We start from the raw sequence: 23152 nt of genomic DNA on the forward strand, positions 1-23152 counted from the left end.
GGCCACCCCAGGAGTACCCTCGCTCATCCAAGGAACCAACGCACGTGGTACGTAGAAGCCAGACCAGCAACCCTCGCTCGACTGTCGTCCTGACCTCGGGTACTGACTGGCATGGCCGCGCCGCCAGTCAGCGGCGTTCGAGCGGCAGTGACTTCCCCTTGCCGAAGAAGCAGGAAGGGAAGATTCAGGCGCTGCAACGCACCATCAAAGGGCTACAGATGGCTAGTGCCACCAAGCACCGGACCGAAGCCCGTTACCTCTTGAGCCGCGCCCGAGCGCTCGTCGAAGCTCTTCCGGCTTCACGAACCGTTCAGGAGCGTAAACAGCTCGCCGAGCTCCGGAGGAAGTTCGGAACAGGTGGCAAGGCAACGCCCAAGAGCGAAAAGGAGCCCAAGCCGAACCCGATCCTGAAGTCCAAGGTTGCTCCGAAGCCCAAGCCACAGCCAGTTCCGAAGCCTGACTTGGCCCCGAAGCCCGAGCCTAAGTCCCGCCGCCGAAGGGCGAAGCGCAAACCGGTTGACAGATTCAGCAAGCGTTACATAGACCGCGCAGCCTTGGGCTACGCCCCCGCAGACGAGAGCAAGGGATCCCGAACGCGGTGAGGGTGTGCCACCCGCTACTCCAGCGGACGGCACGCCCCCAGTCGTTCATCGCTCCGACGCGAACCGTACGAACTGTCCCCAGCCTTCGCGGCCGACGGCGAAGGACGGCCGGGTCACGTCCTTGGAGTCCCGTACGTGGACGTCCTGTTCGGCGATCGCGACCTCCACGCAGCTGTCGCCTTCGCTACCGCTGTAGCTGGACTTGAACCAGGCGAGTTCCGACGCACCGCTGCTCATAGCTCTCCTCACAGTCGCTCCAACAGGTCCCGGGAGTCTGTGGGGTTCAGGGCCTGCGAGCGCAGTGTGTCATAGCGCTGGCACAGCACGGTCACCTCTTTCGCATCGGAGATCAGCCGCCCGTTCTTCTGCCCCTCGGAGTAAGCAAGCCGCCGCCCCTCCAAGGTCTCCAGAATCTGCAACGGTCCATCCAGACACGCGTGCAACCGCGCCTCCACCGGCACCACCTGGAGCGTCACGTTACGCGGAGCCGTGAGCTCAAGAACATGGTCCACCAACCCACGCATCGCCTCGGCATCCCCGAACTGCCGTCGGAACACGTGCTCCTCGACGATGAAGCTGAACGGCACCGTGGGCCGCTCCCTCATCGTCGCCTGCCGCTCCATCCGTGCGGCGAGCTGCATCTCCAGCTCCTCGTCCGTCCGCAACGGAATTGTGCCCTCGAACACCGCCCGCGCATACGCCTCCGACTGCAACAACCCCGGAACCAACCGGCACTCATACGTACACAGACTCACCGCCTCCCGCTCCAGCCGGGCCCACCGCCGGAACCACGCCGCCAGTCCCGCCTCCCCCCGCGTGAGATGCCGCGCGGCCTTCCGCAGCGCACCCGTGTTACCGAGCGCCTCCTCCGCGCGCTCCACGAACGCCTCGTCCGGCATCCGGCGCCCCAACTCTACCGACTCGACCGTGTGTTTCGAGTACTGCACCCTCGCACCGAGGTCCGCCCGACTCAGCCCCGCGTGCTCACGCAGCGCCTGCACGACCGCCCCGAACGTCCGCAGGCTGTCCGACGGCTGCGGCTCCCGCTCCCACTCCCCCACCGGCCCCGTCGCAACCGCCCGCACACCGCCGGCGCTCCCGGCCGCCGCCTCCCCCTCGACCCCGACCACGTCCATCCGCCGCCCCTTTCCTCGCCTCCGCACCGCGCTGCGCCGGCCGCCTCTCACGCCGCCCGCATCCGCCCCCAGCCTGACGGATCATCAGACGTACCGTCCACTCTTCGTGTCCGTACGCTGACTCAGCGTACGGGGTGCCACACTCGTCCCCGCCCCGTCCGACCGCCACTCTGAGGTCACGGAGATCCGGGACGAGCCGTCCGTGTCCACCGCTCACCTGCGGAAACACCCAGGCGGCACGCCCCCTCCGTGCCCTCCCGCCCCCTACGGGCGGCCGCGGCCGGACCCGGCCGCGTCAGACGAGCTGGAAGGTGCAGTCATGCAGAACGGAACCAACCTCTACGCGCTCGACATCAGCGCGGCCTCGTTCACGAAGGCGTGCGGCGGCCCCTGCACCGAGGGATGCGTGACGCTGGCCCGGATCGGTGAGGACGCCTGGGCGCTGGGCGACAGCAAGCGGCCGGGCGTTGCGCCCCTGCGGTTCACCACGGAGGAACTGGACGCCGCCGGTATCGACCCGGCCCGCTTCGGCCTCGGCGCCTGACCCTCCTCCCTCCCCTCCCCTGTCGCCGGCCGGACCGGGCCCCTCCCCGCGTCCGGCCGGCGCTCCGCCCTCCGGGAGCAGCCCGTGCACCACCACGCCTACCTCTGGACCGGCCCGAAGACGCGCTTCGACGACGAGGCCCTACGACGGCCTCCGCACCCTGATCCGCCCCCAGCAGGGAGCAGGCCGGAACTGATCGAGCGCTACCGCCAGGTCGCCGCGGAGTTCCGCACGTCGGACCTCCCGCCCCTGGAGACGGCGTACTGGCTCGTCAAGCCGCGCTCTCTAGTGCGGGGCACCTGGGAGGAGGCGAAGGAGGCCGCGGCCTGGCTGGGTGAGCGCCTGGCCGAGTACGCCCCGCGGTTCGCCGCGGAGCACGACCGGGACACCGCGCGCCTGGCCCGGCTGGTGGACTCCGCCGCCGAACGGTTACACGCGGGCGGCGACGTGTCGTACGGCCACTACCTCGAACGCCCCTCGTACCTCGCCCTCGCCGTGGTGACGTGCTCCCCGAACCGCTCGGCCCCCGAACTGCCGTGCCCCTGCGCGTAGAAGACCGCTCGCTCCAGCTCCGTACGCTCACTCAGCGTACGGGGCTCGGGTCTCGCCTCCGCCCGTCAACTCCCGCCACGCTGACGCCATGAACCAGGCAACACCTCACGTCGGCGCCCCCGTCGGCACCTTCACCCAGCTCCTGTCCTCCACACGGCGCGGCGCCCGTCTCGCGCGGCTCCTCGCGGTGACCGAACTGCGTTCCTGGGACGTCTCGCAGGACCTCACGGAGCGTGCCGAACTCGTCGTGGCGGAGCTCGCCGCCAACGCCGTCCTGCACGGACGCGTGCCGGGGCGCTGCTTCCGGCTCACGCTCACCCTCGACCCGGCGGCCGGCCGCCTCCGTATCGAGGTCAGCGACGCCCGCGGAGACCTCCGCCCACTCTCCCGCCCCACGGACACCGACCCACTCGGCACCACCGGACGCGGCCTGACCCTCGTCACCGCCCTCGCCGACCACTGGGACTGCGTCCCCTACCCGCCCAGCGGCAAGACCGTCCGGGCGGACCTGCTCGACACCAGCCCCTGATCACCTCGCCGACCGACCGTGCCGGCTTTCCCACCCGGCCTCGGCAGACGACCTCGATCACACCAAGCCGACCACCCTCGGGATCAGTACAGGAGGTCCAAGTCGCTGAACGGTGTTCTGGGCCTTCCGCTGACCTCACGGAGCTCGTCCGGGTCGTAGTGAAGCCGGAAGGTGTGAGTGTGTGCGCCCTCGACCCAGTAGACAGTGATGGCGGAGAGCAGGTCACGCGCCGTCCGACGGGTGCGGGACCTGATCCCCTCTTCCTGGTCGAGAATCCAGTCCTCGACGTACTCCGGGAGGCTGAAGGTCAGCGTGTAGGCACGTCCTTCACGGGGTTCGAGGAACCAGAGGGGATGCCCTGCGCTCCGCTGGCTCCTGCGCACGCGCACTGCATGAGTGGGATGTGCCCGCGCGTATCTGAAGAAATACTCGAGGTCGTCGGAGACGAGCCCGAGGACGAAGGGAGCCGCGGGAAAGGCGAGTACGAGTCCGAGAGGCAGACGCTGCAGGTCGGCCACCAGCGTGTCGAGCGGACGAGTCACCGCGGCGGAACTGGGCACGGGGTCCTCGTACATGTCCAGCAGGTGGCGGCGTACGTAGTTGCGGATCCTGTACACGGCGGGCCGCTGACTCGGAGGCATCGACTTGGTCACGTCGTAAACCGCCTCGGCTGCGTCCTTCACCAGCTTGCACAGGGGGTTGAAGTCAGGCAGCGACAGATCGATGAGCGAGATCTGATGGGCCAGTGCGAACTCCTGCGCGTCTTGCGTGAACCCTGACGTCGAGAAGATCGCGTAACTGTAGTGGTAGCGCGTCCTCGGGCGCCGAGGACGCGCACCATTGCCCAGCGTGGTGACGTCGCCTGCGTTCAGATCGTGCACGACACCGTGGCCGTTGCGTACGACACTGAGTCCGACCGGGGGGCTGGTGAACTTGGCCTCGGCGAACAGACGGATCGGGAGCGAGAACGGAGGGACGTACGGGAACTCACCCAAAGCGTCCGCCTGGTGCCAGGCCCCCCGTCCCCTGACCACCAGCCCGTGTTTGCGCTTTTCCAGCACCTTCCACGGGGGCCTGGCCGTGTCGTCCGCCTCCGTCAGCAGACGGTATCCACTCGATCTCAGCAGCCAGGCGAGCACCTCTTCGAGCAGGTACCCCTTCAGCGTTCTCAACCCCACCATGCGGTGACCTTAAGCACCATCCACCTGATCACTCCTCAGAACGCCAAAACTCTGACCAGCATGCGTTCGGGCGAGGATGCGACGCACGTCGGGCAGACTTCCCCGCCGAGCCACACACACGATCGTGCCGGAGCCGCGCACCCTCACCCTCCCCTCCGCAGCGCTATGCCTCCGCGGGCAGCGCCGGGAACACCACCACCGAGCCGTCCCGGTCGCGGGCGATCTCGATCGCCACGTCCCCCGGGCGGCCGTTGAGTACGACGCCGTCGCCCAGGCTGCGGAGCTGGTACGCCGAGCGCAGGAGCCGGTCGACCTCACCAGTCGTGAAAACGGGGCGCTTGCTGCTCGGGCGCGCCAGCTCCAGCGTCGACAGACGCAGCAGCACGCCGGCGATGCCCTTCTCCAGTTCCTCAAGCCGCTGCTCGTCGTCCTTGAGGGCACGGGCGAAGCTCTCAAACAGGTTGTCGGGCTCGCTCTGGGCCCGCTCGACCGCCTGGAGGACGTTGATGCGCCGCTTCAACGCGATCGCCAGCGAGGCCAGTTCGAGGTGGGTGCGGAACACACCTCCCTGTTCGTCCACGCCGGGGAACGCCTCGGTCAGCGTACCCATCTCGACGGGCTCGCCGGCGGGCAGCTTGTCGAGCGCGCTCCGCCAACGGGCGAGACGGATGTCGGCCTTGCTCAGCGCCGTGTCGATGGCGTGCACCGCGGAGTCGAGGCCCAGCGAGACACCGAGCCTGCCCTGGTCGAGCAGGATGGCCGTGGCCTTGTCGACGGCGGGACGGCAGCCGTTGAGTGCGCTGTGCTCGTCGTCGAGCTTGTCGGCCTGGAGCTGCTCCAGAAGGTCCGTGATGTGCTCGATGGCCTGCTGCCGCTTGCGGTCGGCGTGCGCGCTCACCCCGACGGCCACCGCCATGAGCACGAGCGGAGCGGCCACGGTGAGCACCGTGCCGCCCGCGGCCGCGGCGCCGGCGGTCGCGCCCGCGCCACCGACCGTGCCCGCCGCTGCCGCTCCACTGACCGGCACAAGCGTCGGCTTGGCAACGATCTGGCCCGTCGCCGAATTCACGAGGGTGCCGTAGAACCCGCCCGTCGCCCCCTTCGGCTCCATCCAGCGAACCAGCCCTTGTCCGAGCTCGGCGGCGACCTTCGACGGGACCACCACGCGGCACAGAATCTCGCCCGAGGCCGTCGCGGCGGACGTCTTCGCCGACTCGGTGATGAGCTGCGACAGGTGCTGCGCCAGCGGGCTGGCGGCATCGAGTGGGATGCCCCGGCTGCGGTCGAGCTTGTCGGGCAGCGGGTGCGCCTCCAGCGTGGCGATCGGCTGGTCTGCCAGCGCCGCGAGCACACCCCGCAGTTCACTCAGCCGCTCCGCCGTCATCGGCCCGTCCCCGATGACTGCCGGTACCTGGACATCGCGTGTCGCCAGCGTCCAGACCGGAACGTTCGGCGCCTTGCGGTAGTCGATCAACGTCCCCCCAACTCATCCCCACGTCAGCCTGCGTCTGACGTCCCAGCAGAACGGTATAGCCGAATCGGCACACCGTGTGTCACTCGGTCCTCGTCGAACGCCTCTCGGCACAGCCGGTCGGCGCGGCGCGCGAGCAACACCACTCAGCATGCGCTCTGTTGACACTGCCAACGCATCAATCTAGCGTTGTCTGCGTATGCGGGTGTCGTCGAGGGGGACGACCCTCTCGTCCGTGCCGTGGACGAGACGCACAGCCTGTCACCGGTGGGGGGATGGTTTGACGCGGAACCGGGTACGTCTCAGCGGCGGCTCGAGCTGGCAGACGGACTTCCGTCGCAGGACCACGGGGCGCCCCGTGCGCACCGCCATGGACGTCGCTCGCCTCCACCGGAACGTCAACCACATCCTCCTGGACCTGCAGCGCGCCGTGGACATATACGCGGTGGCCGAGGCGACCGACCTCTACGGGCTGGCCTGGTCCCAGGTGGCCGAGGCGCCGCCCAGTGAGACCCGCAAGCAGCGGGAAGAACTCCAGGCGTTCAAGAAGGTGATCAATTCCGCGTCCTGGCTGGAGGAGGGGCGCCGGCGCGCGGCGGCGGCCGATGTCCGGCACGAACCCCCGGCCGGGCAGCGCTCCACGGCGCGTCCGGGGCGCCGCTCCGCCGCGAAGCGCGCGAACGGTCACGTGCCGCGTCGGGAGGCGAAGCCCGCCAAGGAGACCGCAGCGCACCGCGCGACCTCGCCGACGCCTGGTTCCGGTGCTCGGACACCGGTCCGTCGTGACGAACCGCCCCTGTTGGAAACCGGTCAGCTGTCGGAGATCGCCACCGAGCTCCGCCCTCTGCTGGAACAGAGCGCCCGCATGAGCGCGACGACCACCTGGTCGCGTATCAGCAAACGCATCCCCGGACTGCCACGGCTCCACCGGGACGACCAGAGCGTCATCCTGTGGCTGGTGGACGAGGAGCGTCGGGAGGGTGAACCTCTCCTCTGCGCTCTCCTCACCGTCGGCGACCGGCAGATGCATCCCCGTTTTCCGGTCATCGCGGAGCAGCTCGGCCTGCCGTGCTCGGGCACAGTGGCGCAGCAACAGATGGCCTGGAGCTACGAGGTGCTGAAGGTCCACCAGTACTGGCGGCATCGGCGCCCCGGGCGCGGCTGAGAGAGCCGGCTGCCCGACGGGCAGTCGGGCCACCGGACGGATCGAGTGGAGTCATGGGAAACGACTGGACACGGCTCACCCAAGAGGCAGGGGAGCTGGGCGGGCCTGACGACTTACGAGGCCACTACAGGACGAAGGGGCGAGTGGAGGCTACTGCCGGCGTCCTCGCTTTCACCCTGGCCGGGGCGGGTCTGAAGTGGGCCCTCGGCCGACTGCGCAGCCGGGACGACGAAGCCGGAACCGGCGAGGAAGCGGCCGGATCGGCACCTGCCGACGTACCGGAACTGCGACCGCCGCGTTGCTCACCATGACCGGCTGATCCCCTGGTCCGCCAGTTCCATCCATACTTCCCGAGGAGACCCGGCCGATGGCCACCGTGCTGTTCAAGGACACGACCCACCAGGTAGCCGATCTGATCACCGACATCCGTCGCGGCGAGATCGCCCTCCCCGACCTGCAACGGCCCTACGTGTGGCAGCCGGCCAAGGCGCGGGAGCTGTTCGACTCGATGTACAAGGGCTTCCCGGTCGGTTACCTGCTCTTCTGGGAGACCGGAATCGAGCCCGGCGCACGGCAGATCGGCGAAGGGTCCAAGCAGGAGGCGGCTCGCCGGCTGATCGTCGACGGCCAGCAGCGCCTCACCTCGCTCTTCGCCGTCATGACCGGTACGCCCGTGGTGCGGGAGGACTACCGCACCACGCGCGTCCGGCTCGCCTTCCGCCCCTCGGACGACACCTTCGCCGTCACGGACGCGGCCATCGAGAGGGACCCCGAGTACCTCCCGGACATCAGCCTGCTGTGGGACACCGCCACAGGACGCCGCAAGGTCATCCGTGACTTCCTCGCCCGCCTCAACGACAAGCGTCCCCTCACCGAGGCCGAGGAGGACCGCATCCAGGACGCCCTCGACCGTCTGCACGACCTGGAGAGCTACCCGTTCAAGGGGGTGGTGCTCTCGGCCGACATCGACGAGGAACAGGTCGCGGAGATCTTCGTCCGCATCAACAGTGAAGGCGTGAAGCTCGACCAGGCCGACTTCATCCTGACGCTCACCTCCGTGTTCTGGGAGGAGGGACGCCGCGCCCTGGAGGAGTTCTGCCGGCAGTCTCGTACTCCCGCGCTCCACGGTGCGTCACCCTTCAACTGGTACATCAAGCCCAAGCCTCCCCAGCTGCTGCGTGTGGTCGCGGCCGTCGGCCTGGACTCCGCCGTGCTCAAGCAGGTGTACGCGACCCTGCGCGGACGGGACGCCTCGGGGAAACTGTCCTCCGAGCAGCGCGAGGCACGCTTCGGACAGCTCCAGCAGGCACAACAGCACGTGCTCGACATCCAGCACTGGCACGAGTTCTTCCTCTGCCTGGAACGCGCCGGCTTCCGCGGCGAGAAGATGATCTCCAGCCAGAACGCCCTGCTGTACAGCTACGCGCTCTGGCTGATCGGTCGCGTCCGTTACGACGTCCCTCTCGACCGGCTCCGGTCCGTCATCGCGCGCTGGTTCTTCATGGCCCAGCTCACCGGCCGTTACACCGGGTCGGTGGAGTCCCAGATGGAGCATGATCTCGCCCTGCTGCGGGACGTCCCCCACGGCGATGCGGACGGTTACACCACGACCCTCGACCGGGTCGTCCGGGAGACCCTCACCTCGGACTTCTGGTCCATCACCCTGCCCAACACGCTGAACAGCTCCGCCGCAAAGTCCCCCGCCCTGCTCGCGTACATCGCGGCCCTCAACATCCTGGACGCGGACGTCCTGCTGTCCGACGTCAAGGTCCGCACCCGGCTCGACCCGGCCATCCTCGCGCGCAAGGGCGTCGAGCGTCACCACCTCTTCCCCCGGAAGTACCTGCAGAACTCGCTCAGGATCACGACGAGCACGCGCATCAACCAGATCGCCAACATGGCGCTGCTGGAGTGGAGCGACAACATCACCATCTCCGACCAGGCGCCGTCGCAGTACTGGCCCGCGCAACTGACCGCCAAGGGGCTGCCCGCCGACGTCCTGGCCCGTCAGCGCTATCTGCACGCGCTGCCGGACGACTGGCCGTCGATGGACTACGACACCTTCCTCACCGCCCGTCGTGCTCTGATGGCGCAGGTCGTCCGCGACGCCTTCGGACAGCTGGAGAGCGACTCCTACCGCCCCGTCTACAGCCCTCCGTCGGTCGTGCCCGAGCAGCGCACGGCGGGCAGGATTCCCTCCCGCCGGATCAAGCTGTCGGAACTCCTGGACGCCGGCCTGATCAGCGCGGGGACCGTGCTGACCCCCGCGTGGGAGGAGCGCGAGCAGGTAGCCGTCGTCGACGAGCAGGGCCGCATCCGGATCGACGAGCAGATCCACGACACCCCGTCCGGAGCCGCCAACGCGGTGGGAGCGGGGACCAACGGCTGGACCTTCTGGCTGGCCGACACTCCTGAGGGCCAGGTGACGCTGGCCGACCTGCGCGCGGCACTGTCCGAGGAGAACTGAGCTCACTCACCCGAACACGTTGACGGCGTCAACGCGTAGCCTGTTCCGCACAGGCCCGCCCTTCCGGAAGGTCATCCCATGCCCCAGCCCGACCGTCTTCCCGGCGCACCCGACTTCCGCATCAAGCTGCCGCAGGACGGCGCCGAGGCACGCGGGTATCTGCTGACGCCGTTCGGCGGCAACGGGACGAACAAGTTCCTGCTGCGGGAGGGGTCCCTCGTGACCGCCGACGAGAGGCCGGGGCTCGGCCGCCACGCGCGCCGTTTCCGGACGGAACTCCGCGCGGACGGCGCGCTCGTGGACGCCCCGGCCGTCCCCGGCCGGTCCCAGGACGCCCTCGCGCGCTGGATGGTGACCCGGGACATCGAGTGCAACTCCTCGTCGGCGGCCGCCGCGCTGGTGTACGGCTACGACGCCTCCGGTCCGGAGTCCTGGCGCACCGACGAGGGCCATCCGCTCTCCGACTACCTGTCCACCGGCTGGCGGCCGCCGCTCAAGGCGTGGCTGGTGCGCGGTTCGAACGTCTCGGGTCACAACCTGGTGCGGCAACTGTGGCTGAAGGAGGGCTTCGTGTCGCTGTCGGGCGCGCACCTGCCTCCGCTGGAGGAGTCCGACCCGACCAAGAGCGCGCTGCGCCGCTTCGTCGAGGAGGGTTACGAAGGGGCGGCCTCGTACCACCAGAAGCAGGGCCTGGTGGACGAGTTGCACGCGTTTCTGACGCAGATGCGCGTCGGGGACACCGTGGCGACCTACGACGACGACCGGCTGTACCTCGGCCGGATCACCGGGGACGCCGTGCAGACCACGTCGCCCGGCGGGCTGTCCAACCTGCGCCGGACGGTCGCCTGGCGGACGGCCGGTCACGCGTACGACGAACTGCCGGGAGAACTGCGGCAGAAGCTGTCCGTGCAGCACGACGTGGTCGATCTGACCGGCGTCCTGGACGCTCTGGACGGGCTGGACGGTGAGGCGGCCGGTACTGACGAGGCCGAGGTCGCGGAGAGCCTAGAGCGACTCACGCCGAAGGAGCTGACCCTGCCCGAGATCAGCGACACACTCGCCGACGAGCTCCTGGTCCACGACCGGGCGTGGCTGGAGGAGCTGCGCGAGCTCCTGCTCGACGAGAAGCAGCTGGTGTTCTACGGTCCGCCGGGCACGGGCAAGACCTACCTCGCGATGAAGCTGGCCGAGTACTTCGGCGGTGGCCCGGAACAGGTCAAGATCGTGCAGTTCCATCCGTCGTATGCCTACGAGGACTTCTTCGAGGGGTTCCGGCCGGTCGAGGATCCGGAGACGCGGGAAGTAGCGTTCCGGCTGACCGCCGGCCCGCTGCGGGAGCTCGCCGACCTCGCCTCCCGCGAGGGCAACCGGCACGTCCCGCACTTCCTCATCATCGACGAGATCAACCGCGCCAACCTGGCCAAGGTGTTCGGCGAGCTGTACTTCCTGCTGGAGTACCGGGACCGGTCCGTGCGGCTCACCTACTCCGGGGACGACTTCCCGTTGCCGCCCAACCTCTTCGTGATCGGCACGATGAACACCGCCGACCGGTCGATCGCGCTGGTCGACGCGGCCATGCGGCGCCGCTTCGCCTTCGTGGAGCTGTCCCCGCGCACCGAGCCGACCGCCGGGCTTCTCGGACGCTGGCTCGAACGGGAAGGCCGGGACGCCGAGCCGGCCCGCCTTCTCGACGCCCTCAACTCCCGGATCGACGACGCGGACTTCGCGATCGGCCCCTCGTACCTGATGAAGCCGGGCGTGTACCGCGACGGCGGCCTCGAACGGACCTGGCGCACGAAGATCCTTCCGTTGCTCGAAGAGCATCACTACGGCGAGGGCATCAACGTCGCCGCCCGGTACGGCCTCGACTCGCTGCGCGAGCGGTGGGCATGACCGCTCCCCTGCCGGACGTGGTGCTGCGCGAGTACGGTCCCGCCGTCTCCGTGCCGCTCGGCGCCTCGGCCGGCCGGGCCCTCGCCGCCTCCGGCGTACTACAGAGTGTCACACCGGACCCGGCTCGGGACGGTCACTGGTTGCTGCGGGCGGGGAGCCGGGTCGGCGCGCTCCGCACGCCTGGCGGCCCGGTCGTACGCATCATGCCCAAGACCCCGGTGAGCCGGATCTTCTTCCTGCTCGGGTTCAGCCTCGACCCGGATCGGGCCTGGCGCGACGACCGGGAGGGAACCGTGGACACCGGCGCGTACGACGACGTGGTGCCCGCGCTCGCCCACGCCGTGGAGCGACGGGTCGACGCGGCGCTGCGGCAGGGGGTTTTGCAGGGCTACCGGGAGGTGGAGGAGTCCTCGTCGGTGGTGCGCGGGCGGCTACGCGAGGCCGACCAGATCCGGCGGCACCTCGGCCGCACGCCCCCCGTGGAGATCGCGTACGACGCCTACACCGCTGACACCGCCGAGAACCGCATCCTGCGGGGCGCCGTCGAGCGGCTGCTGCGGTTGCCCGGCGTTCCCGGGCCCGTGCGGCGGCGGCTGGCGCACCAGCGGGTCCGTCTCGCCGACGCGCTGCCGCTTGTCCGGGGGCAGGAGCTGCCCCGCTGGCAGCCCTCCCGTCTCAACTCCCGCTACCAGCCTGCCTTGCGGCTCTGCGAGGCCGTACTGCGCGGCTCCTCGCCGGAGCACCAGCCGCCGGGGGCGGATCCACTCACCGCGGACGGCTTCCTCTTCGACATGAACCAGTTGTTCGAGGACTTCGTCACCGTCGCGCTGAGCGCGGCGCTGAAGGAGCGGGGACTGGCTCCTCGTCCGCAGGACCCCCACCACCTGGACACCGCCGGCCTCGTGCGGATCCGTCCCGACCTCGTGGTGCGCACCCGCGACGGCCGGACACCGGTCGCAGTCGTCGATGCCAAGTACAAGGTGGAGAAGGCCGACGGCCGTCTCAACGCCGACCTGTACCAGGCCCTGGCGTACGCCACGGTGCTCGGCCTGCGCGAGGCACACCTGGTCTACGCGGCCGGGCGGGAGCCCACGCGCTTCCATGAGGTGCGCGGTACCGCGGCCGGGGCGGACGGAGGCGGACTGCGGCTGTACCGGCACAGCGTCGACCTCGCCCGTGAACCGCGGCAGCTCCTGTCGACCCTGCGCGACATCGCCGCCCTCCTGACCCGTGCCTGCTCCCCCACGTGATCACGACCACCGGCCCGACGGAAAGGAAGACACCGTATGCCCCAGCTCGCCTTCGCCCAGAGTTTCTGGGACGGCTACGAGTCCCTGGAGAAGCCCGTCAGAGCAGGAGTGCGCAAGGCCATGGCGAAGTTCCAGGCCATGAGCGCCGCCGAACTCAACGCCGACAAGGGACTGCACCTGGAGTCCGTCGAGAACGCCCGTGACAAACGCATGCGCACCATCCGCGTCACGGACTTCTGGCGCGGTGTCGTCCTGGCTCCGGACGATGGCAGCGACGTCTTCCTCCTCGTCAACGTGCTGCCGCACGACGACGCCTACACCTGGGCGGCGAAGCGCCTCTACAGCGCGAACTCGGCGACCCGGGCCCTGGAGGTGCGCAACGCCGTCGCCCTCGACGAGCTGACCCCGGTGTACGAGACCGCGGCCCGCACCGCTCCCCGGCTGCTCTTCGAGCACCTTTCCGACGGCACGCTGCGCGAACTCGGCATCGACGACCAGGTGCTGCGCGCCGCGCGCTCCCTGGCGAACAAGGCCCAGCTGGAGGCGTTCTCCACGCTCCTGCCGGAGGACCAGCTGGAGGTGCTGCAGTACCTCGCCGAAGGCTTCTCCCCGGAAGACGTGTACCGGGACGTCGTGGCCGTCCGCCGGCCCGCCGACGCGCCCGCCGAGCCGGTCGAGGACCTAGCCACGGTGATCGCCAACACTCCCGCGCGTATCCGCCTGGTCACGGGCCCGCAGGAGCTGGAGGAGGCCCTGGACAAGCCGTTCGCGGCCTGGCGGGTCTTCCTCCACCCCTCGCAGCGTCGCGTCGCCTACCGCACCTCGTTCGGGGGCCCCGTCCAGGTCACCGGCGGCCCCGGAACGGGCAAGACGGTGGCGGCCCTGCACCGTGTCAAGCACCTGCTGGGCCGCTCCGATGACAGCCGCATCCTGCTCACCACGTACACGAACGCGCTCGCCGCCGGCCTGCGCGACATGCTCGGCCTGCTGCTCGACGAGGACGAGAAGCTGCTGGCGCGGGTCGACGTGACCACCGTGGACGCCTTCGCCAACGGTGTGGTGCGGGCACGGTCGGCTAACGCACCCATACCGGTCGGGGACCGGAACCAACGGCAGCTGTGGGAGAAGGTCGTCAAGCAGCTCGACCTGGCGTTCACCGCCCGGTTCCTGGCGCAGGAGTACCGTCACGTCGTCCTCGGCCAGGACCTCCGCGATCTGGACGCCTACCTCGGCGCGAGCCGTCGGGGACGCGGCACCGGTCTCGGGCCGGCGCGCCGCCGGGAGGTGTGGAGCGGCGTCGAGCGTTTTGAGCAGTTGCTGCGGGACCGCGATGAGACCACGCACCTCGGCATCTGCGTACGCGCCGCTGATCTCCTCGCCGAGGGGTCCGCTCCGTACGCCCATGTCGTGGTCGACGAGGCGCAGGATCTGCACCCCGCGCAGTGGCGTGTGCTGCGTGCCGCCGTGGCCCCGGGTCCCGACGATCTCTTCATCACCGGCGATCCGCACCAACGAATCTACGATTCCCGGGTATCACTGGGCTCCCTGGGCATCGCCACGGCCGGCCGCAGCTTCCGCCTGCGCGTCAACTACCGGTCGACCGAGGAGATCCTCGCCTGGTCGGCGCGGCTCCTGGCGCCCGTCACGGTCGACGCGCTGGAGGGCGAGGGCACGGACTCGCTCGCCGGATACCGTTCTTTGCTGCACGGGGGCCACCCCCAGGCGCTGGGCTACGCCACCCGCCAGGAAGAGACGGAGGCCCTGGTGGACCGAGTGCGGGAGCTGCTGGACGACGGCCTGGCCCCGCACGAGATCGGTGTGTGCGCACGCTTCAACCTCTCCCTGGACGCCGCGGAGGAGAAGCTGAAGGCCGCCGGTATACCGGTGCTCCGGGTCAAGGGCCATACCGCGCAGAACGCCGAGGGGGTGCGGCTGGCGACGATGCACGCGATGAAGGGGCTGGAGTTCCGGGCGGTGTCCGTGCTCGGTGTGGGCGAGGGAGCAGTCCCGTTCGCTCGAGAGATCACCCCGCGCGAGGCGGACGCCCAGCAGCATGAAGCCGATCTGCTCCGGGAGCGGTGTCTTCTTTTCGTGGCATGCACGCGTGCCCGGGAGGCGCTGAGTGTGACGTGGAGCGGCGCCGCGAGCCCGTTCCTTGAGCACGTCGCGTGACGCCCCGGCCGGCGCCCTGGCCTCACTTCTCCGGTGTCAGGGCCCCGGTCGCCAGCCCCTCGCGGGCGATGTCCGCGAGCCGACGGCTCAGCTCGTCGACCTTGCGGATTCTCTCCTCGAACTCGGACAGGGCCCGGAAGGCCGATCCATAGCGGCGCTGGTCGTCGATGCCCATGCGAGGAACGCGTGAGCCCTTGCCGTCCAGACGATAGGTTCCGCTGGCGCTGGTGGATCTGCGTGCATTGACGGAACTGCGCAGGAAGCCTTGCAGATAGTCCGTGTCGAGCTGGTCACTGGTCGAGACCGGTTCCGTGCCGTCGTACGCGACCAGACCCACGCGGGCGAGTTCCGCGACGCTGGTCGTGGCGACGTCCAGTGCACCCGGTCCGTCGCCGGGGCCGAGCTGGGGCAGAAGGGCGGCGAGCCGGCCGAGTTCCTCCGCCAGTTCCTCCCGCAGGGCGGCGTACTCACCGGGGTAGTCGCGGTGGAGCGCCCTCATGTGTCTGCCGGGTGTCAGGTCGACCGTGTCGTCCATGAGCTCGATCAGTGGGACGTCCGCGACTTGGTCGGGACGCGGCTCCAGACCCGCGTCGGGGTCGTTGTCGGTCAGATCGACCATGCGCACCGTTCGGTTGCCGTCACCGGCGTTCGTGTTCGCGGGACGCCGCAGACACCACAGGTGAACCGGCAGGGCGTGGGAGGTCGCCGTACCCGGTGGGAGGGCGACCACCTGACACACGATGCCCCTGCGGACGAGTTCGGCCCTGATGCGCCGGCCCGCCTTGCGGTAGGCCACCGAGGCGGGCATGACCATGAGGACCCTGCCGCCGGGCGCCGTGTGTGCGTAGGCGTGCTGGAGCCAGGCGAGCTCGCCCTCGGCTTTGGAGGGGGTGCCCAGTTCCCAGCGGGAGTCGAGCAGCAGTTCCTCCCGGCCCCAATCGGTCACGCCGGCAGGGGGGTCGCAGACGACCAGGTCCGCCTTGAGATCCGGCCACTTGTCCGCGCGCAGGGAATCACCTGCCACGATGCGCACACTCGATCGCCCCAGGAACTCGGCGCGGAGTTGCGCGAAGCGAGCGCTGTCAGCGTCTGCCTCCTGACCGCAGCAGCGCGCTTCCGCTTGGGCCGCAACGGACAGGAGGAGCACTCCGATCCCGCATGCGGGATCGAAAACCGTGGCAGTGCTCGGTAGTTCAGGAGCGAAGTGACGCACGGCACGGACCACGCGTTCGGAGGTCACCTGGTCCGATCCCGCACGCCGGGCGGAATCCATGAAACGTTCCGTCAGCCCGTTCAGGAGGTCCACAGACCCTTCGGTCACGGCGAGCCTCCGCACACGGATGGCGATGTCGTCCGGCAGCCCCAGCTCATGCTCTCCGGCCAGCGTCCCGGCCACCCCGGCAAGTCCCGTGACCATCTGCTCTCCGTACGCAGCCCGCATCGCCTGCCACAGTTCGACCTCGGGTGACACCTCCTGGCCTTTGCGATGCTTGTCCAGCCACGCCTGGATCTCGGCGAGCGCGTAGAGCGGACTGTTCGCTGCGCCCCCCGCCGGCGCCGGGAAGTCGTCGTAGCGCCGACGCCAGTTGGAGACAGCGGCCCGGGTGACCCCCGCCAACCGAGCGATCTCGGAACCGGTAATAAGAGGGCCGACCGATGAAGCGGCATTGTCCGTCATATCCCCAGCGTACACGGACCACAATTCGCGCTGCAGGGAATCTTCTATTGACATTGTACACGGCTCCCTTGAGCCTATCGCGTGTATTCAGCTGTTCTGAGGCCCGATACAATGCTCCTGCCCTGGCCAGCAAGGTTTCTCCTGCTAGGCGCTGTCGTCAAATGTCACGGCTACATCAGCAGGGCTGCGAGGGTGACTGCTGCTTGGTAGGACTCGGTGGTCTTGTCGGACCGGTGGCGATTCCGCACCACTGCTTCAGCTTGTTGAAGCACCGTTCCACCACGTTGCGCCGCATGTAGGCATCGCGATCGAAGGCCGGGGGCCGTCCACCATGGCTGCCACGGTTCAACCGGTTGCACACCTGGTCGGCTCGCTCGGGAATGGTGTGGCTGATCCCGCGCCGACGCAGCCAGCTTCGGATCGCCCTGGAGCTGTAGCCTTTGTCGCCCAGGACGTGCGAGGGGGCCGCGCCCGGGGCCGTCCCGGACCTGTCCTGGGCACCCGGATCGCCTCCATCACGGCGATGAACTGGGTGCAGTCGTTGGTCTTGCCGCCCGTGACGGTGAAGGCGAGCGGGCGGCCGGCGCCGTCGCAGGCCAGGTGAATCTTGCTGGTCAGGCCGCCTCGGAAGCGTCCGGGCGCCGGGTTGCGGACCCCCTTCTCGGGCGACGGCGGCATGCTGGTGGGCGCGGACGATCGTGGAGTTCCGACACCAGCCAGTCGATGTCCCCGGCGGCGTCCGCCCGGACCTGGGCGGCGCGGAGCATCCGCTCGAACGTGCCGTCCACCGCCCACCGGCGAAAACGCGTGTACAGCGCGGCCTACGGCCCGTACCACTCGGGCACGTCCCGCCAGGCCGTGCCTGTACGGAACTTCCACACGATCCCGTTGAGGACCCTGCGGTCGTCCAGCCGCTTGCGCCCACGCGACGACACGGGCAGCAACGGCCGGACGAACTCCCATTCGACATCGGACAGTTCATGGTGACGCATCAGCCGACCATGATCCACTGCTCAAGATCATTCGACGACAGGCCCCAGGACGGAGAGTTTCACGTCCAGCGGGGGCCGGTCGGTGAACGAGAACTCGGCGGCGAGGTAGCCGAGAAGGAGGTCGTCGGTGTGCCGCCGGGTCTCGAGGATCCGGTACGCCGCCTTCATGCCGGGGGGCTGGGAGTCGTAGTAGCCGGCGACGCCCTGGCGTCCGACGCTGTAGGGGTGCAGCCCCTGGAAGACGGCGTCCTCGGTGAAGAGGGCGGCGACGCGGTCGGGCCGGTGCGCGTCGACCGCGGCCTTCCACCGGTCGAGCACTCCGCTCAGGATCTCCGCGTCGTCGGTCGTGGCGGTCATGTCCACTCCTTGGGCCAGGACTCGGTGTGCGGTCAGTGCCCTGCGCTCATGCCGCCGTCGACGTGCAGGATCTCGCCGGTGACGAACGGCGCCGTCTCCAGGAAGAGCACTCCGTCGACGATGTCGCTCACCTCGCCCATCCGTCCGACCGGGTGCAGGGCGGCGAGGTACTCGTGGGTCTCCTCGGGGTGCATGGGGGTCTTGATGGTGCCGGGCGACACGGCGTTGACGCGGATGCCTCGGGTGGCGTACTCGATCGCCAGGGACTTGGTCGCGGACTGCAGGCCGCCCTTGGTCAGCGAGGCGAGGACGGAGGGGACCCGGGCGTCCGGGCTGTCCACCAGGCTGGTGGTGACGCTCACGATGTGCCCGCCGCCCTGGGCGAGGAGGTGCGGGAGGGCCTGCTGGGTGAGGTGGAAGAAGCCGGCGACGTTGATGCCGGTCACGGTGGCGTAGTCCTCGGCCGTGTACTCGGTGAAGGGCTTGGCGACGAAGATGCCCGCGTTGTTGACCACGGTGTCGATGCGCCCGAACCGCTCGAGTGCCGCGGTGACGGCCCGCTCGGCGGTCGCCGGGTCGGCGATGTCGCCCTGAACGGTCAGGACGTCGGCGTCGGCGGCGGGGGCGATGGTGCGCGAGGTGGCGACGATGCCGTAGCCGAGCTTGCGGTAGCCCTGGACGAGGGCGGCGCCGATGCCCTGCGAGGCGCCGGAGATGATCGCGACCTTCTGGTGCTGTGTGCTCATGCTGACCTTTTCGGAAGGGGATGACCGAATCACTAGCCGACCGGTCGACTGCTTCACCGTAGGCCGGGGCCGTTCGGCACGGGAAGGACCGGCTTCCTAGCGCCCGGGAGGCACAACCTCCCGGCGCACGTCAGCCCCGGATCGCGTACGGATCGCCGGCGGGCAGCCAGGTCTCCGGGGCATGGATCCCGAGGTCACCGACGCCGTCGCACAGGGCGTCGACGGCGGCGAGGACTCCGGGACGGTCCTCGCTCTCACGCCAGACCAGGGACCAGGTCCAGTAGACCTTCGGCGCGACGATCTCGCGGCGGACCAGGTCGGGCGGGAGCGCCGCGGTCTGTCCCTTGGGCGAGTTGAGGACGGGGCGGGTGCAGCGGCGGACGTGGTCGAAGAAGGCGGGACCGGTGATCGCCCCGTCGGAGATGTGCACCGCGCGGGCCCCGGTGGCCTGCGTCAGTTCCTCGGCGTACACGTTCCAGGACGCCCAGGAGGTGATGTCGTCGTCCATCAGCACGTCGGTGTCCCGGGCCGCCACATCCTGCGACGGGCCGCCGGTGTCGCCCCCCTTCGCTACGGCGTAGAGGCGGTCGGCGCCGATCAGCCGTGCCCGCAGCCCGAGCCGCTCGAGGTCCTCGGCGCGCACCCAGCAGACGGCGAGGTCGAGGCTGCCGTCGGCGACCCGCATGGCCTGGGTGTGCGAGGGGGCGACCCAGGCGTCCAGGTGCACCTGGACCACCCCGGCTGTCCGCGAAGTCAGGTCCGGTGGAAGCCAGTTGACGTAACCGAGCCGCACCGACTCCGAGCCCGACAGTCGGCCGGCCTGGTGCCTCAGGTCGTCGGCCCGCTCCAGCAGGTCACGGGTGCGCGGTAGCAGTGCGGCGCCGGCCGGCGTGAGGGAGACCGAGCGGCTGTCACGGTCGAACAGCCGGACGCCCAGGTCCCGTTCGAGCGCCTTGATCTGCTGGGAGAGCGAGGGGCCCGCGATGAGCAGCCGCTCGGCGGCCCGGCCGAAGTTCAGCTCCTCGGCGACGGCGACGAAATACCGCAGCTGGCGCAGTTCCACGCGCGCCATGCTACGCGCGCTGGGAGGCCGCGCCTCTTGGCGGCGAGGCGACCGGTCGTCCCGTCAGCGCGGCCCCGGGAGCGCAGCACTCAGCGGCTCTCCGCCGGTATGTCGTGCGGCAGTGCGGCCGCCTCGGCGGCATCGGCGGCATCGGCCGTGACACGGGTGGCGGCGCGTGCGGCTCGCCCGGTGATACGCCAGGCCATCATGCGCAGTGCCGTGGCCGGGACCGGCGGAAAGACGCCGAGTTGGCCGAGCATGGTGATGTCGTCGCGTACGGCCTCGTGGCTCACCACCTTGCCGTCCCGGAGGCCGAGTACATGGATCTGCTCGAAGTCGATGTCACGCCCGGTGGGGGGTATGGCCTGATCGAGTGCGCCGTCGCGGTAGCGGACGAAGGGGCCCGTGTGGCGGCCCCGCATGCGCAGCCGCACCCAGACCTGGTCGTCGTCGCGAGCGGTGCCGAGCACCGGGAAGCGCAGGTCACTGAACGCGGAGCGCATCCACGCGCTCGAGGCGAGTACGCCGGCCGGGCCGGGCAGGGCACAGGCCGGGGGCGCCACGGTCGCCTCGCGGTTGCGGAAGTCCTCGTGCACCACGTCGGCGGCGAGTGCCGCGTCACCTGTCTCGAGGACCCGGAAGAGTCCGTGGGCCAGTTCCGTGGGGTCCATTCCCATGATGCGGCTGCCTCTCGTGGGCTGTGGTCGTAAGGATCACGCGGGGGCGGCGGCCGCGGGACCGGCGGCATGGCCGCGCATCCGTGTCCGGGTTCGACCGCGCACCGTATTGAGGTTACAGCACACCTAATGAATTCCTGGCGATAGAATCGTGATCATGTCGTCCAAGCGCTCCTACGTCTCCCCCCTGCGGGAACAGGCCGCCGCACACACGCGCGAGCTGATCCTGCGCCGGGCCACGGAACTGTTCGCCGAGCGCGGCTACGGACGGGTGACCGTCGCCGACATCGCAGCGGCGGCGGGCGTGGCCTCCAAGACCGTCTTCGCCAGCGTCGGGAGCAAGAGCGACATCCTGAACCGGATCGTCGACCAGGGTGTGGACGCCTCGGGTCACGAGTCCGCGATGCGAGCGCTGCTCGCGGAGCGGACGCCGGAGTCGGTACTGCGAGCGTTGGCTCATGGCACGCGGACGGGCAACGAGAGTCAGTTCACCGTGCACGAGGCGATCCGGAAGGCGGTGCCCGTCCACGAGGACGGCGAGGCCCTGTGGGAGCGCGCGACCGCGGACTACCGCGACGCGCTGCGCACGACCGCCCGCCATCTGCACAGCCTGACTCCACCCCCGTCCTACCCGGTCGAGGAGACGGCGGATCTGCTCTGGCACTGGTTCGGCCCCACCGGCTGGCACACCCTGGTGGTCGAGAGCGGCTGGTCCTGGGACCGCGCGGAGGACGCCCTGTGTCGCACGGCGGTCGCCGCACTGCGCTGACACCGCCTTCGGGGTGGCGGCGGGACAGGGGGCGACACGTCGTCCGTCCGGCGGCGGGCGGGTGTCGGCACCGTCCGGCGGCAGGCGGGCGTCGGCTCCACGCCGCCCGCGCTTCGGCCCCTTCGTATGCGTGTCCTCTGACGGTGCGTGTCCTTCGACGACCGGCCGTCACGAGGCGGACCTGTCCCTCCGTGTCGACACATGCGGCCCGCCCGGCGAGAGCCCCGTCGCACCCGAGGCCGTCCAAGCGGCGGACCGGGAGCCTTTGCCTCCCGGCAGGGAGTAGACAAGTCGTGGTCTCGGCACGACCCGAAGGCGCAGCGTTTTCCGTCCGTACGGGTCGAACCCGACCCCATCTTCGTGCCGGACGGGCGGATGATGACCTCGGCAGGCGTCAGCGCCGGCATCGATCTGTCCGTGGCCCTGGTCGAAGAACGCTTCGGTGCCGGGATGGCCCGAGCAGTCCGCCGAAGACATGGTCGTCTTCATGCGACGCCCCGGGAGCCAGTCCCAGTTCAACGTCCGCTCGCAGGTCCCGCACTCCCGCCACGACACGCTCCGCCACGTGCTGGACCAGGTCGCCGAGAAACCCGGAGCCAATCACACCGTGTCGTCCATGGCACGCAGAGCCGGCGTCAGCATCCGTCATATGACCCGGCTCTTCACCGAAGAGGCGGGAACCACTCCGGCCGGTATGTGGAGCAGGTCCGGTTGGAAGCCGCCCGGGTGCTGCTGAAGACGGGGGACGACTCCATGGCGGTGGCGGCGCGCCGCTCAGGGTTCGGCTCACCCAAGTCGATGCGCAGGGCTTTCGTGCGGCATCTGGGCGTGACGCCTGGCGCTTACCGGTCATCCGGAACCTGGCCCGCGCGACCGTCGCGCCGATAGCCGACGGCCATGCGCCCGCAATCGATGAGCGCTGCTCCACCGTCGCCCGCGGCAGAACCCCAGTATCCGCGCATCCAGCCGGGACGGTGTCCGGGATTGACGCCCTACGTCCCCGCCCCGGGCCGGTCCCTGTCGGCTCTGTCGTCGATGGCGTAGTCGATCAGCGGCCTGACCGAGACCACGCCCTCGACGCCGCCGGCGAGCCGTTCGGCGAGCTGGGCGCTGCTCCGGTTCTCGACCTCGCCGCGCAGGGTGACGACGCCGTCGTGGACCTGCACCTGCACCTCGTCCTCGCTCAGCCGCAGTATCCCCTCGAGGACGTCGTCGCTGATCTCCTCGTGGATCTCCTCATCGGTGCGCAGGTAGACGTGAAGCAGGTCCGAGCGGCTGACGATGCCGACGATGCGGTCGGCGTCGTCCACCACCAGGAGCCGCTTCACTCCGTGGCGGTCCATCGTCCGGGCCGCCTGGGCCACCGGCCAGTCGGCGCGAGCGGTGACGACGGGTGTGGTCATCAGCCCGGCGGCGTTCTCCGCTCGTGCCTTGGACTTCTCCCGGGGCCATGCCGGCGGAGCCTGTTGCCCGGCGGCGGGCTGCTGGACCTGCTTGCGAAGCAGGTCGGCCTCGGACACCACTCCCACGGGTCTGCCCTGATCGTCGGCCACGGGCACGGCGCTGATGCCGTGGCGGGACAGGACGGATGCGATCTCTTTGAACGGGGTGTCCGGACGGATGGTGACGACGTCGCGTGTCATCACCTCGCCGACCGTGCTGTGCTGGGCGGTCATCATCCCAGCTCCTTCCTGACTGAGCGGCGCGCAAGAGAACGGGGCGCGCCCTCCCGGCTTCGGTTGTCGTCGCTTCCTGAGCCGGTCTGCAGTGGACGGTCCCCGATCCAGATCAAGAAGCGGCAGTCCTCGGCGTCGGCTGCCCTCTTCGCAGGGCTCGGGTACCCTGCCGGCGGCGTCACTCACGGGTGACCCGGTTCCGCTGTCCCTGTCGGCCGCGGTCGTATGGCGA

22 protein-coding genes and 1 pseudogene are annotated in these 23152 nt (G+C 69.7%); 12 read left to right on the plus strand and 11 right to left on the minus strand.

The features are described 5' to 3' along the window. The first annotated feature begins 158 nt into the window (after positions 1–158). On the plus strand, positions 159–602 hold the full coding sequence (locus ACWDUZ_RS27505; RefSeq protein WP_451634490.1) for a hypothetical protein: 444 nt from the start codon (positions 159–161) through the stop codon (positions 600–602). Between the two features lie 45 nt (positions 603–647). On the opposite strand, the gene ACWDUZ_RS27510 is transcribed toward ACWDUZ_RS27505, so the two are convergent. Together ACWDUZ_RS27510 and ACWDUZ_RS27515 are read right to left on the minus strand one after the other, a co-directional pair. After that, positions 648–839: a DUF397 domain-containing protein gene (locus tag ACWDUZ_RS27510; protein ID WP_451634491.1), complete on the minus strand. Its 192-nt coding sequence runs from the start codon at positions 837–839 to the stop codon at positions 648–650. Positions 840–847: 8 nt separating this feature from the next. Further along, positions 848–1738, minus strand: coding sequence for a helix-turn-helix domain-containing protein (locus tag ACWDUZ_RS27515; protein WP_451634492.1), 891 nt, complete (start codon positions 1736–1738; stop codon positions 848–850). A 319-nt stretch (positions 1739–2057) separates the two neighbouring features. Here ACWDUZ_RS27515 and ACWDUZ_RS27520 point away from each other — a divergent pair, with 319 nt between their 5' ends. From ACWDUZ_RS27520 to ACWDUZ_RS27530, 3 genes are all read left to right on the plus strand, one after another. Then, a complete protein-coding gene (locus tag ACWDUZ_RS27520; RefSeq protein ID WP_451634493.1) occupies positions 2058–2282 on the plus strand; it encodes a DUF397 domain-containing protein in 225 nt (74 codons plus the stop codon). An 84-nt stretch (positions 2283–2366) separates the two neighbouring features. Beyond that, on the plus strand, positions 2367–2834 hold the full coding sequence (locus ACWDUZ_RS27525; RefSeq protein WP_451634494.1) for a hypothetical protein: 468 nt from the start codon (positions 2367–2369) through the stop codon (positions 2832–2834). A gap of 88 nt (positions 2835–2922) precedes the next feature. Next, positions 2923–3363: an ATP-binding protein gene (locus tag ACWDUZ_RS27530; protein ID WP_451634495.1), complete on the plus strand. Its 441-nt coding sequence runs from the start codon at positions 2923–2925 to the stop codon at positions 3361–3363. Positions 3364–3446: 83 nt separating this feature from the next. Here the strand turns inward: ACWDUZ_RS27530 and ACWDUZ_RS27535 are convergent, their stop codons facing one another. Next, positions 3447–4544 carry a hypothetical protein gene (locus tag ACWDUZ_RS27535; RefSeq protein WP_451634496.1) on the minus strand — a complete coding sequence of 366 codons (1098 nt, stop codon included), beginning with the start codon at positions 4542–4544 and terminating at the stop codon, positions 3447–3449. Between the two features lie 163 nt (positions 4545–4707). Next, positions 4708–6018, minus strand: a complete 1311-nt coding sequence (locus ACWDUZ_RS27540; protein ID WP_451634497.1) for a hypothetical protein — start codon at positions 6016–6018, stop codon at positions 4708–4710. A 355-nt stretch (positions 6019–6373) separates the two neighbouring features. Here ACWDUZ_RS27540 and ACWDUZ_RS27545 point away from each other — a divergent pair, with 355 nt between their 5' ends. The 5 genes from ACWDUZ_RS27545 (at position 6374) to ACWDUZ_RS27565 (ending at position 14962) form a co-directional block, all read left to right on the plus strand. Beyond that, positions 6374–7180, plus strand: a complete 807-nt coding sequence (locus ACWDUZ_RS27545) for a hypothetical protein (RefSeq protein WP_451634498.1) — start codon at positions 6374–6376, stop codon at positions 7178–7180. A gap of 367 nt (positions 7181–7547) precedes the next feature. Beyond that, on the plus strand, positions 7548–9647 hold the full coding sequence (locus ACWDUZ_RS27550) for a GmrSD restriction endonuclease domain-containing protein (RefSeq protein WP_451634499.1): 2100 nt from the start codon (positions 7548–7550) through the stop codon (positions 9645–9647). A gap of 78 nt (positions 9648–9725) precedes the next feature. Beyond that, positions 9726–11540 carry a DUF4357 domain-containing protein gene (locus tag ACWDUZ_RS27555; protein ID WP_451634500.1) on the plus strand — a complete coding sequence of 605 codons (1815 nt, stop codon included), beginning with the start codon at positions 9726–9728 and terminating at the stop codon, positions 11538–11540. Then, positions 11537–12790 carry an McrC family protein gene (locus ACWDUZ_RS27560; protein WP_451634501.1) on the plus strand — a complete coding sequence of 418 codons (1254 nt, stop codon included), beginning with the start codon at positions 11537–11539 and terminating at the stop codon, positions 12788–12790. The genes ACWDUZ_RS27555 and ACWDUZ_RS27560 overlap by 4 nt, the downstream gene beginning before the upstream one ends. A 36-nt stretch (positions 12791–12826) precedes the next feature. Further along, positions 12827–14962: a UvrD-helicase domain-containing protein gene (locus ACWDUZ_RS27565; RefSeq protein ID WP_451634502.1), complete on the plus strand. Its 2136-nt coding sequence runs from the start codon at positions 12827–12829 to the stop codon at positions 14960–14962. A 22-nt stretch (positions 14963–14984) separates the two neighbouring features. Here ACWDUZ_RS27565 and ACWDUZ_RS27570 read toward each other — a convergent pair whose 3' ends face one another. From ACWDUZ_RS27570 to ACWDUZ_RS27595, 6 genes and pseudogenes are all read right to left on the minus strand, one after another. Beyond that, positions 14985–16640: an N-6 DNA methylase gene (locus tag ACWDUZ_RS27570; protein WP_451634503.1), complete on the minus strand. Its 1656-nt coding sequence runs from the start codon at positions 16638–16640 to the stop codon at positions 14985–14987. A gap of 170 nt (positions 16641–16810) precedes the next feature. Then, positions 16811–17632: pseudogene (locus tag ACWDUZ_RS27575) on the minus strand (IS5 family transposase). Positions 17633–17659: 27 nt separating this feature from the next. After that, complete coding sequence (locus ACWDUZ_RS27580) at positions 17660–17989, minus strand: nuclear transport factor 2 family protein (protein ID WP_451634504.1); 330 nt, start codon at positions 17987–17989, stop codon at positions 17660–17662. A gap of 32 nt (positions 17990–18021) precedes the next feature. Then, a complete protein-coding gene (locus tag ACWDUZ_RS27585) occupies positions 18022–18735 on the minus strand; it encodes an SDR family NAD(P)-dependent oxidoreductase (RefSeq protein WP_451634505.1) in 714 nt (237 codons plus the stop codon). A 130-nt stretch (positions 18736–18865) separates the two neighbouring features. Continuing rightward, positions 18866–19807 (minus strand): LysR family transcriptional regulator, encoded by a 942-nt coding sequence (locus ACWDUZ_RS27590; RefSeq protein ID WP_451634506.1) that lies wholly within the window; start codon positions 19805–19807, stop codon positions 18866–18868. An 80-nt stretch (positions 19808–19887) separates the two neighbouring features. After that, on the minus strand, positions 19888–20475 hold the full coding sequence (locus ACWDUZ_RS27595; RefSeq protein WP_451634507.1) for an ester cyclase: 588 nt from the start codon (positions 20473–20475) through the stop codon (positions 19888–19890). 157 nt (positions 20476–20632) lie between these two features. On the opposite strand from ACWDUZ_RS27595, the gene ACWDUZ_RS27600 reads away from it, so the two are divergent. The 3 genes from ACWDUZ_RS27600 (at position 20633) to ACWDUZ_RS27610 (ending at position 22132) form a co-directional block, all read left to right on the plus strand. Next, positions 20633–21244: a TetR/AcrR family transcriptional regulator gene (locus tag ACWDUZ_RS27600; protein WP_451634508.1), complete on the plus strand. Its 612-nt coding sequence runs from the start codon at positions 20633–20635 to the stop codon at positions 21242–21244. A 487-nt stretch (positions 21245–21731) separates the two neighbouring features. Next, positions 21732–21980, plus strand: coding sequence for a hypothetical protein (locus tag ACWDUZ_RS27605; RefSeq protein WP_451634509.1), 249 nt, complete (start codon positions 21732–21734; stop codon positions 21978–21980). Continuing rightward, positions 21971–22132 (plus strand): helix-turn-helix domain-containing protein, encoded by a 162-nt coding sequence (locus ACWDUZ_RS27610; protein WP_451634510.1) that lies wholly within the window; start codon positions 21971–21973, stop codon positions 22130–22132. The genes ACWDUZ_RS27605 and ACWDUZ_RS27610 overlap by 10 nt, the downstream gene beginning before the upstream one ends. A 104-nt stretch (positions 22133–22236) precedes the next feature. Here the strand turns inward: ACWDUZ_RS27610 and ACWDUZ_RS27615 are convergent, their stop codons facing one another. Continuing rightward, positions 22237–22920 carry a CBS domain-containing protein gene (locus ACWDUZ_RS27615; RefSeq protein WP_451634511.1) on the minus strand — a complete coding sequence of 228 codons (684 nt, stop codon included), beginning with the start codon at positions 22918–22920 and terminating at the stop codon, positions 22237–22239. Positions 22921–23152: the final 232 nt, after the last annotated feature.

This window comes from Streptomyces sp. NPDC003393 (assembly GCF_053589015.1).